Raw genomic sequence first — 18,322 nt, 5'->3', positions numbered from 1 at the left:
CCAAATTAGATTGGGGCAACGCATGAATATTAATCCTGCAAAAATTTAACAACTAGTGCTATCAATATTTCGCGCAAGGCTTATACTTAAGCGGTTCCTAAATTAAAAAAGGGGTCTAGCATGGTAGAAAGTCTCTTCTCCGATGCGGACGCGTTGTTTTTAGCACGCTTTCAGTTTGCTTTTACGGTCGCCTTCCACATCATCTTCCCTGCCTTCACCATTGGTATCGCAAGCTACCTTGCTGTACTTGAAGGTCTTTATCTCAAAACCCGCAATCCAGTCTATCAAAAGTTATTCCGCTACTGGCTGAAGATTTTTGCCGTCGCCTTCGGTATGGGGGTGGTATCAGGTATCGTAATGAGCTATCAGTTCGGTACCAACTGGTCGGTCTTTTCAGATAAAGCAGGCCCCGTCATTGGTCCACTGATGGGCTATGAAGTCCTCACCGCCTTCTTCTTAGAAGCTGGTTTCCTTGGTGTCATGTTGTTTGGTATGAACCGCGTTGGCGAACGTTTGCACTTCTTTGCCACCCTTATGGTCGCCGTTGGTACCGCTATCAGTGCGTTCTGGATTCTGTCTGTCAACAGCTGGATGCAAACACCGGCAGGCTTTGCCATGAACGAAGCTGGTCAGTACATCGTGACCGACTGGATGGAAGCAATCTTCAACCCAAGCTTCCCCTACCGTCTAGCACACATGCTACTCGCCGCTTACCTCACCACAGCCTTTGTCGTTGGCGGTGTAGGAGCCTGGCACTTATTGCGCAACAGTAAGAACGCAGTGGCCCGTAAAATGTTCTCGATGGCAATGTGGATGGCGCTTTTGGTCGCCCCCCTACAAGTCTTTGTCGGTGACTTGCACGGTCTCAACACCCAAGAGCATCAACCTGCAAAAGTTGCGGCGATGGAAGGACACTTTACGTCTGAAACGCAAGCACCATTATATCTATTCGGCATGCCGAACATGGAAACTGGTGAAGTCGACTATGCGATTAAAGTGCCAGGGCTTGCGAGTATTATTCTCAAGCACGACGTGAATGCCGAAGTGACCGGACTGGATGCCTTCCCACGTGATGAATGGCCACCCGTACCTGTGGTGTTCTGGGCGTTTCGTATCATGGTCGGTTTAGGCGTATTTATGGTGATCATCGGTATTTGGGCTGGTATTCAACGTGCACGCGGCAAAATCTATCAAAGCGCATGGCTCCACCGAGCTTCAGTCCTAATGGGCCCCTCAGGCTTTGTCGCTGTCATCGCAGGCTGGATAGTTACTGAAGTAGGTCGCCAACCGTGGGTTATTCAAGGCCTCTTGCGTACTAGCGAAGCCGCCTCACCGATTGCAGCTGAAGGGGTAGGTACCAGCCTACTGGCCTTTATTGTCGTGTACTTCTTCGTGTTTGGTGCGGGCACCTTCTATATTCTTCGGAAGATGGCCGCTAACCCAGAACAGGTACACATCCCAGACTATGCGAAAGCGCAACCGGTCGGCCTCGCCGCGGAACGCTTAATGCACGAGGAGGACTAATCATGGATTATGCACTGATTTGGGCACTACTCATTTCCGTTGGGGTATTCACCTATGTTGCGCTCGACGGTTTTGACCTCGGTGTAGCGATGCTCTTCCCTTGGTTTAAAAATGAACAAGAGCGCGACATTATGATGAATACTGTCGCGCCCGTCTGGGATGGTAACGAAACCTGGCTCGTCCTTGGCGGCGGCGGTCTCCTTGCAGTCTTTCCGCTTGCCTACTCGGTCCTGATGCCGGCGCTCTATATGCCCGTTATCGCCATGTTATTGGGCCTTATTTTCCGGGGTGTTGCGTTCGAGTTCCGCTTTAAAACCAAACGCGGCAAAGCCATCTGGGACTGGTCTTTTATCATAGGTTCATTTGTCGCTGCCATGAGCCAAGGTATTATGCTCGGCGCCATGTTGCAGGGTATTAAGGTCGCCGACCGTGCCTATGCAGGCGGCTGGTTCGACTGGCTCACTTGGTTCACCGTATTTTGTGGCTTCGCCGTTGTGATCGGCTACATGCTGCTTGGCGCAACCTGGTTGGTCATGAAAACCGAAGGCTCGATTCAACAGCGCAGCTATCCGATAGCCTATCGCGCAGCAATCGGTTTGTTTGCCTGTATCGTGTTCGTGAGCCTGTTCCTGCCGTGGCAAAACGAATACATTGCCGAACGTTGGTTCAATCTACCGGGAAGCATTGGCTTGTGGGTACTACCACTGCTGCTCGTGGTCTTAACCATCGGCTTACTCAATGCCTTAAATCAAAAGAGAGAGGGGAGTCCTTACCTGTGGTCACTCGGACTCTTTTTAATTGCCTACGCAGGCTTTACGGTCAGTATCTTCCCGTACTTAGTACCGCGTGAAATCACCATCTGGGAAGCTGCGGCACCAGAAAATAGCCTGATCTTCTTATTGGTAGGTGCTGTCGTCTTACTGCCGATCATCTTCGCTTACACTGGCTATACCTACTGGGTATTCCGCGGCAAAGTACGCGCTGATTCGGGGTATCACGACTGATGAAAAAACAAACTTGGCAACGTCTTGGCTGGTTCGTGTTGTTCTGGATCGCTGGCGTTGCCGCCATTACTTTAGTCGGAAGTTTGATTCGTTGGGCGATACTTTAAGTAGCGCCCGCTGAACTTGGATAACTACCGAGCACCACCACACGATTGCGCAAAGCAATCAAGGTCAAGGCGGCACGAATCGCGCTGTCGTCTTGATGCCCTTCACATTCCAAATAAAAATGATAATGACCGAATTTTTGTCCCGTGGGTCGCGATACTAATGAGGTTAGGTTGACACGATAACCGGCAAATACCTGCAAATGCTCAACCAACAAGCCCGGGTGATCGGTATCATCAACAATCAACAGCGACGTTTTGTAGGCGACCGCAGGGTCACGCTCAGGCGGCTGTTGCTGCGGCTCTCGAACGGCGACAAAGCGCGTTTCATTATGCGCATAATCGGTAATATCATGTTCAACATGGTCAAAGTGGTGCTGCGCTAAGCAATGCTCTGGCACCACCGCGGCCGCTGGCTCACGACTCTGCAACAGTAACTGCAAGGCTTCGCTATTGCTCGCGGTATTCATAATAGGTACATCGTAACGCCCCAAGCAATCACTGCACTGCCCTTGCGCCACAAACTGCGCATAAATCTTCTCCGGCTTGGGGCTATTAGCGACCAAGGAGAAACGCACTGGAATGCTAAGTTCTGCAACAATCTCCAGCGGCCGTTTAACAAAAGTATCAATGACTGGCGACACCATGCCTTCAACGATATTCTCAATCGGCACCACGGCCACATCAGCTTCGTTCGGAATGGCCTTTAACACCCGCCCTAGGGCCGGAAAAAACTGTAACGTATAGTCCGTTTGTTGACGGCCATATTCGCAGGCAGCGAGCTCGGAAAAAGTGCCTGCAGGCCCTAAAGTGGCAATGCGCATGATGTACTACTGTCCTCCTGTATCTCCTTGATAAAGTAACAGGAAACGGCGGTAATACTAGTGCTTGGTGGAATTGTTTTGCAAATAGCGTTGACGACGCCGCGGCTTTAACTGCTGCAAATCGACAATCAATAGCGCATCAATACTATTATTGAACGCTGGGTCAACACTAAAACACGCGAACTGTACCCCACCTGGCTCACACAACTCACTGTATTGCTTGAACAATGGCGGGAGCTTCACATCAAGTTCTTGGAGCTTTTGTTTCAGTCGCTGTAAGTCTTGAGCGTAATCAGTGCACGTAAACGTACGGTCCATTTCATCGCGCTCCGCTGGCGTATAGATAAACGCATGATTCGGCTCTGCCAACTGTTGCAGCGGTGGAAACCATTGCTGATAAAACCAAACGATCAACACTTGCGCAGCCCGCGGGAATTCTCCCGATAAGCTGACCGGACCAAATAAATAGCGCACTTCCGGATGTTTCGCGACATAAGCACCGATGCCCTGCCACATATAATCCAAACTATAACGGTTACGATACTGAGGCTGAATAAAGCTTCGCCCTAACTCCATCCCCTGCGCTAGGTAACGCTCCATCGCTGGCTGCAGTTTAAATAAGCTGGCGGTGTACAGCTGTTGATAACTGGTATGGGCTGCCAAACGTGCAACACTTGCCAAACGGTAGCTACCAGCAATCGCAAGGGCCTCATCGTCCCATAAGATCAGATGACTAAACTGGACGTCGTAGCGGTCTAGGTCACGGCGTTGCCCGGTACCTTCGCCGACGGCGCGGAAAGTCACTTCACGCACGCGTCCAAGTTCACGCATCAACGGACAGTCGCTGCGATAATCGGTAAAGTACAACTGTTTGTCGTCGGGAGTGGTGGTCAAGTAGTCACACTGCTGCAGCGCTTCACGTAACGCTGAACGCGACTCTGGCAAGGCAATGCCCTGCTCAGTCGGAAACATACCCGACTTACCGCTACCCACCCGATAAAGGTGCTTACGCAGCATATGCACACGGTTTTTTAGCGTTAAGTCAGGTCGATGGTGATGGCGATAGGCAATACAGCGACCAATCTTAAAATGTAGCTCGCCGGCACGCTGACGAAACATTTCTTCGACCAGCAATAAGGTCGACAAAGGTTTGTACATCATCGACGACGCATAAAAGGTCCACGAATTACGGCCATCAATATGGATCGGGATAATCGGCGCCTGCGCCCGATCAGCAAAACGCAAAAAACCGGTTTCCCAGCGGGTATCACGGACCCCTTTAGGTCGCAAACGTGACACTTCTCCGGCTGGGAAAATAATGAGCGCTTTTTCATCGGCCAGGTGTTGATGAATGGCTTTGAGCTGCTGCCGCCCAGCTTTACCACCCATGTTGGTAATGGGTAACAGCATTGGTCGTAAAGGCTCTAGGCTCCACAACATGTCGTTGGCCACGACTTTCACATCTGGACGTACTTGGGCAACCATTTTCAACAGCGCGACACCGTCGAGCGAACCGATCGGATGGTTAGCAATCAAGACCAGCTTGCCTTGCGACGGAATATGCTCGCGATCACGGTCAGCAACACTGTAACCGTAGTCGAAATAATCAAGTACCTGTTCAACAAAATCGAGTCCACGTAAGTGACCGTAATCCGTCGTGAACTGGCGTATTTCTTCAGCATGCAATAAACGCTGCAGCAACTTACTGACGGGACGTTTTAACCATGGTGCCAGCGCCGGGTGATGAAGTACCGGCGGTAGCTTTTGTTGAATTAGTTGTTCGACATTCAGCATAGGGACCTTTTTCGCGCCTGCACGCGTGATTAAGATCCCTAGCTTGCAAAAACAAAATGACAGTTCTGCGGCACGCAGATGAAGCTTTTATGAAGCGTTAACGTTTATCTAACACCGCTTCATAGACCCCAGTAATCACACTGCCATAGTTCCCGCTTTCAAAGTGCTTGCCGGTAAACTCATAGCTTTCGCCCTGTTCAACAATTGGGCTATGCCGCGCATTCGTTAACAGCACAATACCTAAATCGAGGGCCGGGTCGATGACCGTGGCAGTTCCTGTCCATCCCGTATGACCATAGGCCTGATGGCTCGCATAAGGGCCAAAATGCCAACGAGTTTCACCATCGGCTGCACGGCGCCAACCTAATCCAAAACTACGATCACGGGCGTGCGGCGCAGTGAAACTATCAATCACACTCGTCGCGAACAAGTGCACGTCACCGTAGCCACCACCGTTCAACAGCATTTGAATCAATACCGCCAGCTCCGGTGCGGTCGAAAATAGTCCGGCATGCCCAGCAATTTCATTCATCGCGTAAAAGGCTTTTTCGTCATGCACTTCGCCCTGCAAGGTGTAACGACGCACGCCGGGAAAGTCGATGCGGCCACCTCGGCTGTTGCCTTGCAGCTCGGTCGCCGCAAACTCGCTCGGTTGCCGGCCCTTGCGTAATGGCGCAAATAAGGTGTTTTGCAACCCTAGTGGCCGGTAAATATGTTGTTCCACGTACTGATCCAGTGGCATCCCCGCCACTCGCTCAATGAGGGTGCCAAGCAACATGAAGTTCGTGTCGCTATAGCTCGAGCGGACACCGTTACCGTTCACAAAAGGCACGTCCGCGAGCATGAGACGCTCGGTTTTGGCTTTCTCGGTGGAGTGAAAGGCTTTACCTAACGCGTTGTCTGGACTGTGAAACAGCACCTGCGGCGCATAGCCAGATTGATGCTGCAATAGATCGCGCACGCGTCGCGCTTCCCGCCCTTCGCCACGATACTCAGGTAAGTAGTGATAAATCGGCGCATTCACATCCAACACGCCCCGCTCCACCAAATGCATGGTTGCCAACGCGGTGGCAAACGACTTGGTATTGGAGGCAACGTCAAATAAGGTATCGACCTTCATTGGCGTTGGAGAGGCCAGCAGTTCACCATTTTCAGCATAACGTTTGGCGTACCCATACGCGGTTTGCTTAATGATTTTGCCGTCTTTGACAACCACTAAAACGGCACCGGGGAAGCCATCAGCAATATCTTGCTCAATGAGCGCGTCAACAGCTTTAAAACGGTCGTGGTACTGCGCTGTGGCATCTATCAACGTCGGGTACGGTACTTGCACCTGCACTTCGGTTCCTTCAGGTTGCACCGACTTCACATGCAAGGTGTTAAGGCCATCTTGCGTACGTCGTTTCAGGCTATAGTGATAGCGCTGCTCGGCTTGCAACGGCGTGGCCAAATTAAGCGTCTGGCCGTTCACTTCAATTTCCACCGTTGCATCCGCTGTCGCAGTTAGGGTAATCGCACCACGTCCTTGGTAGGCCTTAAACGCCATTTTGTCGTTCACCCAAGTACGGCTCGAGCGCTGCGCTTCCAGCTCTGGAAAGCGGGCATCAATTTGGCCAACCTGTGGCGCTGGTGGCACATAAGGTGTGACCTCAGCTTCACGTTGATAACGTTGCCAGAGTTGCTCCAGTTTGCTCGGGAAATACTTATCTAACAAGGCAAACACCGCTGCAGTGGTCTGACTGTCATCATGACCGCTGACGTTCCACGGTAAAAAGTGCATTTGAAAGGCCGATAAGGCACTGCGCGTGGCCTCGTCCATCACACCCGTTTCCGTCACGCCATAGCCATACGCCCGCATTGCCGCTTGCAATAACCCCGTACTGACAGGTTGTTGATTAAAGGCACGCCAATAGCGCGCTAGCGTGTCTTGCTCATACCACGCGCCAACCCCGTTTTGATAAAGCTGATACCAAGGAAAGCGTGGGCCTGGATCATTTTTGCGCAGAAACGCAATATCCGAATGACCGACCACCGCAGTGGGATGAATATCAGGGTGACGGGCTAGAATTTGCTGTGCCAGTTCAGTGACCTTCTCGATTTGCTCAGGATCAAAGTCAGGGAAAGTACAAAGGCGATTTTCGCCATGTTCGGCCCGTGAAGCCTGAGTTGAGGTATCCCACTCGCACTGCGGAACATTCACAATTTCAATGCCAATGGAGTGGTCATTGAGGTCGGTTCGTCCCTGCCAATAGCTGCCTCCCGCATGCCATGCACGGTCATGCTCGTCCACCAGCTGAAACACTTTTAAGTCATCGTAAGGGTAACTCGGGTCACCACGTTCAGGGACAAGGTAATGCGAGCTCAAACCTTTCGGCTCGACCAAGGCTTCAACACTCTTGGCGTAATCAATAGCGGTATAGTGCATCACCAGCGACTTGATGCGGTGATCGTAATTCGCCGACGGCATTTCGGTATAACGACTGCTACAACTGTTGAGCAGCATCAACGCCAAACCAGCGAGCGTTGCTTGAGAAACAAATGTTCGATTCATGGTGCTTTGCAATGTTGTTGAATAAAACCAGCGTGTGTCGGCAACGGCGCAACCGCTTGCTGAAAAATACGCTGAAGGTTCAGAATATGCTGATTCAATTGCTCAGCCGGGAGCTGTGCCGCCAACGGGTGTTCTTGTTGCGGCGTAAACTTCTGTCCATGAAACATCGAGAACCAACTGATCTCGTTAAATAACTCGTTATTACTATTTCTAAAAATCCCACCGTTTTCACGGTATAAATCGAGCCGTTGTTGCAGTGAGTCTGGAATATCCATATCACGGCAGTAACGCCAAAACGCTGAATCATCGCGCTCGGTCAATTTGTAGTGACAGAGCACAAAGTCACGAATACTGGTGATTTCTTCAGCACTATAGCGATTATACGCCTGCGCGCGTTGGCTCATATCGCCTTGCCCAGGCAATAAACTGATCAAGCGAATAATGCCTGACTGCGTCAGTTGCAGCCCAGTCGACTCCAGCGGTTCAATAAAGCCCGCCGCCAAGCCGATAGCACAGCAATTGTGCTGCCACGCTTGGTCGCGGCGCCCATTGATCCAGCGCAAATGATTGGCGGTGTCCACCTCATTGCCCAACACCGCACGAAACTCGCGCTCGGCCTTATCGCTATCGGTAAAGCGACTCGAATAAACCCAGCCCTCACCGGTGCGATGCTGCAACGGGATGCGCCAGCGCCAGCCTTCATGATGCGCGATGGAACGGGTGTACGGCACAATAGTGCTGGCATCATGCTGTCCCGGCAAGGCGACGGCGCTATCGCAAGGCATCCACTTACGCCAGTCGTGATAGCCGACGCCCATCGCTTCACCAATCAGCAGCGCCTTAAAACCACTACAGTCAATGAAGAAGTCACCTGTAACTTCGCCATGCTTTTCAAGCACTAGCGCGTCAATCGGACCCTTAGCATAACGCTGTTTGGCGCTTAACATGCGATCATCTATCGCAACCACCCCTCGGGTTGTCGCATAGCCTTTCAAATAGCGTGCATACGCCGTGGCATCAAAATGGTAGGCATATTTGATATGCCCTAACGGACTCCGTTTATCAGCGATGGGACGGGTAAACTTGCCCGCTAAGGCTGCCGTCCACTCAAGGTTTAATGCATGCAGCGGTACCCGCTGTTCCGGTGCGCTTTCACGCTCATGCCGTAAAAAATAATGATGAAAGGGAACCCCGTGGATGGCAAAGCCATACGGGCCGAAGGGATGCATGTACACATCGCCTTGCTGATGCCAGTTCTCAAACGCGATACCGAGTTTAAAGCTGCCCTGGGTTTCACGTAAGAATTCATCTTCGTCGATACCCAGTAATTGATTGAATTCGCGAATCCCCGGAATAGTTGCTTCACCGACCGACACGGTGCCGATCGCTTGCGACTCAACCAAGGTGATGTGATAACGCGTCGGATCAAGGACTTTCGAGAGCGCGGCAGCGGTCATCCAGCCAGCGGAACCCCCACCTAAAATAACGATACGATAAGGTTCACTCATCCTTCACCTCGTCTTACAACTGAATGCGGCCAGCCGAAGCTGACCGCATGACAAACAGCTACAACCAAGAGCTTAGAAGCTGTAGGTTAACTGTAGCGTGTAAGAACGACCGCGCGGATCTGCGACTCGAGGGTCGAAGGCTGCGCCTGGTGAGTAATCGTTCTGGTGCGCAGTAAATGGCGGATCACGGTCAAACAAGTTCTTAATGCCAAAGGTCACATCAAGGTTTTCCCACGCCATGTAACGCACGCTGTAGTTGTAAATCAGGTAGCTACTCACTTCGCCATCGTAGTATGGAGGCATCACCGCGCCTGAAGCTACACCTGGTGGTGTTTCATCTTCGTAGCCGTCACGATAGATTTGCGTCAAGCTATGGGCGAAGTCACCTTTCGCGAAACCGAAGGTCGCCGTGTGTTTCCAACGCAATGGAATGTTGCCACGTGAGTGCGTCCCCACAAGGTTGTCACCCCAAGGCGAGTTATCCAACAGCTTTTTCTTATCTTCAATCAAGTAGCTACCGTTGAAGTTTAAGTTCCATAGGCCACCGTACATTTCACCATTGGTTTGGATACCAATCTCAACACCACTGGTTTGACGTTCACCGGCGTTAATGTAACGCATATCGATTTCTTGCAATACGCCATTACCATCGCGAATGAAGTTATCTTCAAACAACGCATAGTTTTCCAGAAGATCACGGAAATCAGGTGTTTGGATGGTTCCCTCAATAATGATCTGCCACCAATCGATATTCATTGAGAAGTTATCGGTCGGCGCGTAGACGGCACCAAAGCTCATTTGCTTCGATTCTTCAGGACCTAAATCAACCTTACCGCCGTACAGTAAATCAGGTTGAATTGGGGTCGCACAATCAGGGTTGCTTTGATTCAACTCACCACCAGGGCAGTCACGCGGGTCCGCCAAATCTTGCCCGGTGTAATCCTGAATGGTGACGCCGTTGAACAATTGGTTAAATGATGGTGTGCGGAAACCAGTACTGTACGCACCACGTAGTAACAGTGACTCTTCAGGGGTCCAGACAAAGCCGAGTTTCGGGTTGGTGGTGCCACCAAAACCGTCATAGTGGTCATAACGGACCGCCAAGTTTAACTCGAGGTTTTCAACCACTGGTACCAAAGCTTCGGTATACACAGCTTTCACAGTACGATCGACGTCATCCAAAGCGTTTGCATTGTCGAACGGCGCATTGTAAATCGCTTCGCGTTCTGCGGCTTCACGACGGTCACCGTTAAACTCGTAAGCTTCCTTACGAATATCAACACCACCCGCAACGAAGATATTGTCACCGCCCCAACCAAGGTTCCAACCCGTGTCGCCAGTAATCGACGCGTCAAATTGGGTTAAGGTAGTCTTACCGCCATACAGCATAACGCCTGCTGCAGAGGCCGCTGCAAGGGCAGCTTTACCTTCCGCCGACTGCTCTTGGCCCGGCAACAAGAATGGGTTGATCGCACCACTACCAATGGCTTGCGCCAATTGATCTTGATACTGGTAGCCACTACCTAGTTGCGACTCAGATTCATTCGAGGCACGGCCTAAACCGACACGGTAATCCCAGTAACCAATCGAGCCTTCAAGGCCTAACTGTACTTTCATTGCCGTCGTAGTGGTCTGGATTTCACGCGGACCACATTCCATACAACGCCAGCGATAGGCAATTGGCGCACCTATATTCAACTGGTCCGCACCATAGTAATCACTCAGCGCATCGACAATGTAATCGTAGGCTGCACCAGTGCTTGGATACCAACCTTCAACACCAATCGCCCATGGCGTGATTTGGTTCGGTTCAAAGATTTTGTTTGAAGTGACTTCTGAACCAATCACTTCAATGAAGCCTTCTGCTGAGTCACCAATGGTTTTGGTTGCACGGCCGACGAAGTCGATACTCTCAACCGGCTGTTGCAATACTGCGGCACGCGGATAATCCCATGCACAACTGACGCCTTCGTTGCGCTCACGGTTCCACAGTGCTGCCGCATCGTCATCCATGTCTGGATAAATATCACAGCCCGGCATACCTGGCAGAGCCAAGACGTTCAATACGTCATTGGTCAGCCCGGTTTCAGGGTTAATTAAGCCAGTGCCGATAAGGTTGTAATTCGGGCTTAAAGGGTCATTACCACCTGGACGGTTATTTAACGATGCAAATGGCGTACCACGCGTATCAGGAGATAGGCCGTAGTCTGGGCGGAACGTGTTGGTAAAATCGCGATCTGCACCACGTAAGATTTCAGCAGAACGATACGACAATGAGCCCATGACGTTGTAGCCATCAGAATACAAGTCACCGGTACCGGCGAGTACGTTCACGCGGTAGATGTTGCCACTACCTGCTTCGGTATGATCAGCAAATGCGCCAATTTGCGCGCCTTCGTAATCTTTTTTCAGGATGAAGTTAATAACACCACCGATTGCATCGGTCCCGTAAACGGCTGACGCACCGTCACGTAAAATTTCGACGCGCTCAATGGCTGAAAACGGAATTGAGTTCAAATCGACTGAGCGACCTTTCAAACCGTGCGTTGCAGTACGACGACCGTTCAAGAGAACGAGGGTTGACCCTGCACCTTGCTGACGCAAGTTTGCTGAAGACGCACCGTTATTACCACGCTCTTCGCCGGTAACAATCCCCGAGTTACTCGCTAAGTTATCGTTTGAGTTCGATGCCACGTTCAACTGCAACATCAACTGCTCAGCGGTGGTAATACCCTGGGCGTCGATGTCTTCACGTGAAATAACGGTCAGTGGTAGGTCGCCTTCCATCGCGGTTCGCTTGATGCTTGAACCTGTGACTTCAATACGTTCGACTTTTTGTTGTTCTTCGTTGTTTTGCTGTGTGTTCTCTTGCGAGTCAACGTCCTGTGCATAAGCGACCCCGCTCATACCTGTAGTTAACCCCAACACAAGTGCGATGTTGTTGAGTTTCACCTTGCAATCTCCGATAGTTGTAAGAATCTGATGCGTTTTTTAATTATGTAAACGTGTTCTTGTTATAGCCAATGCCAGCGACCGCCGACACTCACTAACTGCAACAGATGAACGTGCGCATTTCATTGAAATTAGCACATCCGACCCACTATACATAATAAATTATTCCAATCACTACAATAGATATGCGATATATTGCGGTACATTCTTTGAGCACCTTCTGAAAATACCTCATTAAAGGTTCCAGTTGGCACAACAACGCGCTCATCAAGGAATAATTTATTTTAAGCAGCGCCTCGCGTAGGATAGAGACCATGATCCTTATCGTGAGTCCTTTATGTTGCGCTTGATTGCTGTAGTTTTTCTTTGCCTTTCGTTGACCGCCTGTCAACACGCTACTCCTGTTGCCAGCGACACGCTCGCCAACCAGGTGGGTCAAAAATTGATGCTCGATTTACGCTTTTATTGTCAGGAGAAAGTTGCCAACCAGCATTGCAAGCAACCGGTCACGACCCTACCGGAGGAGCTCGCAGCGGTCCTTCGTGACGGCAACATCGGGGGAGTGATCCTGTTTGCCGACAACCTCGATAATGGTGAGCAAATTGTTCGACTCATCGATGCCATGCAGCAGGTGATGCGTGAAGCGCAGCTGCCCCCCTTGTTCATCGCTCTTGATCAAGAAGGAGGACGCGTCGCTCGTCTACCCGATGAGCTCTCCAGCCGTTTTGCTGGCAATATGGCCTTAGGTGCCACCTTTGCACGCCACCACACCAGCTATGCGGAGCAAGTGGCGACGAACATGGCGCATGAATTGCGTTTACTCGGCTTTAATCTGAACTTCGCTCCGACCGTTGACGTGAATGTTAACCCGCAGAACCCGGTGATAAACGTGCGTAGCTATGGTGAATCACCACAAACTGTCGCCACCTTAGGTGCTGCGACGGTCGCGACATTACAACAGCAGGGCGTAATGAGTGCGCTCAAGCACTTCCCTGGCCATGGCGACACCCATGTCGACAGTCACACCGGACTGCCTCGCGTGGACCACCCCAAAGAAACCATTGCCGAAGTCGATTTGTTCCCCTTCCAACAGATCATTGATAGCGCCAACCCACCGGCAATGATCATGACCGCGCACATCCAATACCCAGCGCTGGATGACACGCCTTTTATCGATGCTAATGGCGAACAGTGGTTGCTACCAGCTACCCTCTCCAAGAAAATTCTGACCGGCGTGCTGCGTGAACAACTTGGCTATCAAGGGGTGATTGTCACAGATGCATTAGATATGGCGGGAATCGCTCATTATTTCACACCATTGGAGGCCACGCTAAAGACCTTCCAAGCGGGTACTGACATTGCCTTGATGCCATTTAGCATCCGCTACCCTGAAGATATTCCAGCGTTTTGGCAGTATCACGACGCAGTAGTCACAGCCATTGCGGAGGGCGCGCTGTCTCGCACCCAACTCAAGGCCTCGACCACGCGTATTGCGCAACTCAAACGCGACTATCGACTTGCTGAGCAGGCGGCCATACCACTCAGCCAACGACTTGCCGCGCTACAGCAGCTACCAACTGCGACCAGCCGAGCGAGCGAACGCGAACTTGCGGCCGCGGCGATTACCACGGTCTACGGAGAACAAGCCCTCCCCCTAGATGCGCAGCACTGGCAATTGGTGATGCCCGACACTCTACGTTGCCAGGCGTTTCTTAGCGCCATCGCCAAACAACAACCGGACGTGCAAGCCGATTGCGTCAGTTTAGCAACCTTGCCAAGCGAAGCGATTTGGCAACAATGGCCAGCAACCAGCACCTTGATTATTGGTGACATTACGCCGCACCACAGTATGGCTGAGATGGGTGGCATGGATGACTTGGCAAGCTGGCGTGACCGTCCCAGTAAAGATCAACAATACCAATGGATTGAGCGCCTTGTCTCGACCGCACAACAGCGCCAACAAACGACAGTGATGCTGGCATTGCGCGCACCCTACGTATTAAGTCGCTACCGTGACACCACAGATGTGGGGCTGGCCAGCTACGACTACCATGTAGCCATCAACGCCGATGGAAGCTTCCGCAGCCCGAGCATTGATGCCTTAGTCGCAACCCTGCTCGGCACTAAGAGTGAAGGCAGCTTACCAGTTACGGTCAAGTAACACCGCACCACCGACCAAGGTTAGCAATTCATCGGCAGCCGCACCAAGCTTCAACGGCTGTCGATAGGTCAATGCTGTACCATCATATTCGGTCAGGCCTCGCTGACCACGGGCATCGCCGACAAAGTCAACGTAATAGCCCTGGTCTTGGGCGACAATGCCAACGTCCGCAGTAAAGGGTTGATGCTGTCCATCATCAAAGGTTAATTGATGGATCATCACATCGACATAGCCGTCACTGACGTTATCAGGAATGGCGTAGTAGTCAGCTAAGCTATAGCTTTGATAAACACCGCTTAACCAGGCTGACAAACCAGCCTGTAACGCCATCACATTCATACGCCGGGCGATTTGACGATAAGGGTCATGGCGGTGTGCGCCACTTTCAATCAAGATGGTACTCGCGCCCAGGCCTGCAATGGCATCACCAAAACTGCGTTCTGAATACGTATCATCGTAGCGACCCACCGCCTCCGGCAACCAATAGCTTAGGGCCTGTGCCATGCACGCAATCAATTGCTTGGCTTTCAAGCGAGCCGCATCAACATGCTTATCTGGATGATACGCAGGCGCTAAAAAAGCAATGGTGGCAGGTTCACCATCTTGCCCTGCAGCATAATAGGGGTTTTGATCGTGCAGGTTAAACGCCAAGGTTGGCGTTAAAGTCTTCACTTGATCAGCTAGCAAGCGTCCTTCAGGGCTTTGCTGGGCCATTGCGTCGCGATTGATATCGATCGCTTGGGCGTTCTCGCGCGTCCCTCGTGCAGCACCGTCGGGGTTAAGCATTGGGATCACATGCAACGTGAGCAATGACTGCCACTGTTTAGGTAAGTCACCCACGTGATCCTGTGCCAGTAACTGCAACCAATCCAAGACCGCAGCTGTGGCAGTCGACTCGTCACCGTGCATTTGTGTCCACGCTAACACCACAATAGGTCCGTGACCGATACTCAAACGGTGAATCGGCGTACCTAAATAAGATTGTCCAATCACCTGCTGCGTGACTGCTGGCTGTTGTGCCAACTGCTCAAGCACCGGGGCAATATCAGGGTAACTCAACTGCGCTTTGACGAGTTCAGGCCAATGGTGTTGCTGCCAAAGCTGTTCAAATGCTGCAAGACTTGCGTTCGGATGCGCCATTTATCATGCCTCCTTGGGTCGCTCAGTGCTGATCGCGTCAAGCACGTAAGCAATATGCTGATACGGGATGCCGCTATAATGCTGCAAGCCTACTTCGCAGCTACGGCTGTTACTCACGCCCAACTGGCAGCCCTGTGGCACTTGCTGCGCTAGCGTCGCCAAGGCGGTCGCGTTCAAGTCGGGACACGTGAAGCCTTTATCACCAGCAAAGCCGCAGCATTGAATATCGGCTGGCTCGACGACTTGAGTACTGCAACAGGCAGCTAACGCACGGAGTGCCTTGCCACCATCTAAGTGGCGGCTGCTGCAGGTCACATGCAACATCAACGGCTGAGTTAACGGGGTAAGCTGCACCTTAGGCACCACGTGCTCCAGTAAAAACGTACTCAAATCGACCACTTCGACAGCATCCATCTGGCTTTGCAAGGCACACGGACTGGCATCCATCACCACGGGCCAACGGCCGTTGTCACTGAGCTCGCGCAGCTGCTGTTGCAACGTACGTTGTTTTTGCTCGGCTTGGGCTGGGTAACCTTTGCTGGCCCAAGGCTGGCCACAACACTGCTCCGGCGCGTCACACAGCACAACCTCTATTCCGGCTTTGGCCGCCAATTGTTGCACCACCTCAGGCAAAGGCGCTTGCCCTTCGGTCGCAAACAGACGGTTCGGACACCCACTAAAGTAGACCACCTTTCGAGCAGCATCGGACACAGTCAGCTGTGGCTTTCGGGCCGGGGCAGGAAGTACTGGACGACGTTGCTGCAAGCGACTTAAAGGCCGCCCTAGCGTCAACGCAAACCGAGCGATTTGCATCGCTCCAGCTTGGTGTTGCGCCAACCATCTGGCAAGGCGTGGGTGAGCACTCTGTTCAGCTCGCAACTGCCGAACCCACTGCCCTGTATCAATGCCCACCGGACAGGCGGTGGCACAAAGCCCAGTGGCTGCACAGGAGTCGATACCCAAATGCTGAAAATCCGTCGCCACTTGCGCTTGTTCGGAAGTCTCCAAACCTTGTTGACGACGCTTCAAGGCAATACGTTGGCGCGGCGACAAGGTGTAATGTATTGAAGGACAGCTCGATTCACAAAAGCCACATTCAATACAGGCATCAACCGCAGGGTCGATCGCAGGAAGATGCTTTAGATGACGTAAATGTGCCTGTGGGTCCTCATTTAGGATCACGCCCGGATTAAGAATCCCTTGTGGATCGAGCCAAAGTTTCAATTGCTGCATCACCGCCAGCCCCTCGCCGCCCCATTGGGCATAGACATACGGCGCCATATTGCGGCCGGTACCATGCTCGGCTTTTAAGGTTCCCGCAAAGCGCTCCACCACTAACACTTGCACCGCTTCCATGAAGGCAGCGTAGCGCTGTACCTCGGTTGCTTCCGTAAAGCTTTGGGTAAACACAAAGTGCACATTACCGTCGAGCGCATGGCCAAAAATAATCGCTTCGTCATAGCCGTGCGCGACAAACAATTCTTGCAAGGCATCTACCGCCGCGGGTAACTGTGGCAGCGGCACAGCGACATCTTCAATGATCACTGTTGTACCACTTGCACGCACTGCACCGACGGCAGGGAACAGTCCCTTTCGAATCTTCCACAAACCTTCACTGGTCGCTGCATCTTCGGTAAACGCACAGAGCGCTTGTGGTGGTGTGGCGCTCGTTTGAAACGCCGCTTCAATGGCTGAGGTCGCCTGCTGCAACGCGCCAGCATCATCCCGCCCCAGCTCAATTAATAGCGCTACCGCACCATGCGGCGGCGGCGTGTCGCTATAGTTTGCTAATAAGGAGCTGACTGAGCGTAGCGACCTATCGTCCATCAATTCAACGGCATCAACCCCAATCGTTTTAAGCGTAGGGATCACGGCACAAGCGCTGGCACTATCGGCAAACACATATAAGCCCGTCGCTTTCGCTTTGGGGAGTGGCAAGGTGCGGTAGGTAATACTGGCAATAAAGCCTAAAGTGCCCTCAGAGCCAATCAATAAGTGTGCCAAAATCGCCACGGGATCGTGATAGTCGAGTAAGGCATTAAGGCCATACCCCATGGTATTTTTCAGTTGATACTGCCGTGCGATGTTGTCGCTCAGTTCAGGGTCGGCGCGCACTTCACGCGCCAATCGGTCAATGGCTTCGAGCAGTTGCTGATGACTTTCTCGAAAGGCTGCCACTGAGGCTGCGTCAGCCGTATCAACATAAGTGCCATCCGCCAATACGAACGCCATTTCTTGCAAGGTATGGTAGCTATTATTGTTGATGCCACAGCACATGCCCGAAGCATTATTGGCGGCAATGCCGCCAATCTTACAGCTGTTTATTGAGGCTGGATCAGGACCAATTTTACGGCCATAAGGTAACAAACGTCGATTCGCTTCAGCGCCAATCACCCCAGGTTGCAAACGAATACGCTGCCCATTATCAAGGATCTCAACCCCTTGCCAATCACGCGTCAGCAGCACCAGCACCGAATCGGTCACGGCTTGTCCAGATAAGCTAGTACCCGCCGCCCGAAAAGTCACCGCAACCTTAAGCGCCAAGGCACAGCGAAGCAGTTGTTGTAGCTCTTCAAGGTGTGCGATCTGCACCACCAATTCAGGCACCTGCTGATAAAAGCTGGCATCGGTACTGAGCGCAATGCGCCGGCTTAAATCAGAAATCAGCCGCGATGCCGGAACAAACGCGGCAAGTTGTTGCCGAAGCTGCTCAACCTGTTGCTTCACGATAAACTCCTCGACCCAAATTCAGCATAAGGT

10 protein-coding genes are annotated in these 18,322 nt (G+C 52.0%); 3 read left to right on the top strand and 7 right to left on the bottom strand.

The annotated features are described in order from the left end of the window. Positions 1-120: 120 nt before the first annotated feature. Both G535_RS0106390 and cydB read left to right on the top strand, forming a co-directional pair. Positions 121-1,524: a cytochrome ubiquinol oxidase subunit I gene (locus tag G535_RS0106390; protein ID WP_026861303.1), complete on the top strand. Its 1,404-nt coding sequence runs from the start codon at positions 121-123 to the stop codon at positions 1,522-1,524. A 2-nt stretch (positions 1,525-1,526) separates the two neighbouring features. Next, positions 1,527-2,528, top strand: a complete 1,002-nt coding sequence (gene cydB / locus G535_RS0106385) for a cytochrome d ubiquinol oxidase subunit II (protein WP_026861302.1) — start codon at positions 1,527-1,529, stop codon at positions 2,526-2,528. A gap of 103 nt (positions 2,529-2,631) precedes the next feature. Here cydB and G535_RS0106375 read toward each other — a convergent pair whose 3' ends face one another. From G535_RS0106375 to G535_RS0106355, 5 genes are all read right to left on the bottom strand, one after another. Next, complete coding sequence (locus G535_RS0106375; protein ID WP_026861301.1) at positions 2,632-3,456, bottom strand: prephenate dehydratase; 825 nt, start codon at positions 3,454-3,456, stop codon at positions 2,632-2,634. Positions 3,457-3,513: 57 nt separating this feature from the next. Next, a complete protein-coding gene (gene olsF / locus G535_RS0106370; protein ID WP_026861300.1) occupies positions 3,514-5,250 on the bottom strand; it encodes a bifunctional ornithine lipid synthase OlsF in 1,737 nt (578 codons plus the stop codon). 97 nt (positions 5,251-5,347) lie between these two features. Continuing rightward, positions 5,348-7,801, bottom strand: a complete 2,454-nt coding sequence (gene pbp4b / locus G535_RS0106365) for a penicillin binding protein PBP4B (protein WP_026861299.1) — start codon at positions 7,799-7,801, stop codon at positions 5,348-5,350. Then, a complete protein-coding gene (locus G535_RS0106360) occupies positions 7,798-9,309 on the bottom strand; it encodes a tryptophan halogenase family protein (protein ID WP_026861298.1) in 1,512 nt (503 codons plus the stop codon). Before G535_RS0106360 ends, pbp4b begins: the two co-directional genes overlap by 4 nt. A gap of 72 nt (positions 9,310-9,381) precedes the next feature. Then, the gene (locus G535_RS0106355) at positions 9,382-12,261 is read right to left on the bottom strand and encodes a TonB-dependent receptor domain-containing protein (RefSeq protein ID WP_026861297.1); all 2,880 of its coding nucleotides are present in this window, start codon (positions 12,259-12,261) and stop codon (positions 9,382-9,384) included. A gap of 337 nt (positions 12,262-12,598) precedes the next feature. Between G535_RS0106355 and G535_RS0106350 the strand changes: the two genes are divergently transcribed. Then, positions 12,599-14,422, top strand: a complete 1,824-nt coding sequence (locus G535_RS0106350) for a glycoside hydrolase family 3 N-terminal domain-containing protein (RefSeq protein WP_051206997.1) — start codon at positions 12,599-12,601, stop codon at positions 14,420-14,422. On the opposite strand, the gene G535_RS13085 is transcribed toward G535_RS0106350, so the two are convergent. Both G535_RS13085 and G535_RS0106340 read right to left on the bottom strand, forming a co-directional pair. Further along, the gene (locus tag G535_RS13085) at positions 14,402-15,562 is read right to left on the bottom strand and encodes a M14 family zinc carboxypeptidase (RefSeq protein WP_051206996.1); all 1,161 of its coding nucleotides are present in this window, start codon (positions 15,560-15,562) and stop codon (positions 14,402-14,404) included. The two genes, G535_RS0106350 and G535_RS13085, sit on opposite strands and share 21 nt — an antisense overlap. Before the next feature lie 3 nt (positions 15,563-15,565). Then, complete coding sequence (locus G535_RS0106340) at positions 15,566-18,289, bottom strand: FAD-binding and (Fe-S)-binding domain-containing protein (protein ID WP_026861295.1); 2,724 nt, start codon at positions 18,287-18,289, stop codon at positions 15,566-15,568. Between the last annotated feature and the right edge of the window lie 33 nt (positions 18,290-18,322).

The organism is Pseudidiomarina sediminum DSM 21906, from assembly GCF_000423165.1.
Classification (GTDB): Bacteria; Pseudomonadota; Gammaproteobacteria; order Enterobacterales; family Alteromonadaceae; genus Pseudidiomarina; species Pseudidiomarina sediminum.
This window is presented reverse-complemented; position numbering and strand designations above follow the sequence as displayed.

Bases quoted from the DNA above. Each gene is read 5' to 3' on its own strand.
- G535_RS0106390 (WP_026861303.1), top strand. From the start codon at position 121: ATGGTAGAAAGTCTCTTCTCCGATGCGGACGCGTTGTTTTTAGCACGC.
- cydB (WP_026861302.1), top strand. From the start codon at position 1,527: ATGGATTATGCACTGATTTGGGCACTACTCATTTCCGTTGGGGTATTC.
- G535_RS0106375 (WP_026861301.1), bottom strand. From the start codon at position 3,456: ATGCGCATTGCCACTTTAGGGCCTGCAGGCACTTTTTCCGAGCTCGCT.
- olsF (WP_026861300.1), bottom strand. From the start codon at position 5,250: ATGCTGAATGTCGAACAACTAATTCAACAAAAGCTACCGCCGGTACTT.
- pbp4b (WP_026861299.1), bottom strand. From the start codon at position 7,801: ATGAATCGAACATTTGTTTCTCAAGCAACGCTCGCTGGTTTGGCGTTG.
- G535_RS0106360 (WP_026861298.1), bottom strand. From the start codon at position 9,309: ATGAGTGAACCTTATCGTATCGTTATTTTAGGTGGGGGTTCCGCTGGC.
- G535_RS0106350 (WP_051206997.1), top strand. From the start codon at position 12,599: ATGTTGCGCTTGATTGCTGTAGTTTTTCTTTGCCTTTCGTTGACCGCC.
- G535_RS13085 (WP_051206996.1), bottom strand. From the start codon at position 15,562: ATGGCGCATCCGAACGCAAGTCTTGCAGCATTTGAACAGCTTTGGCAG.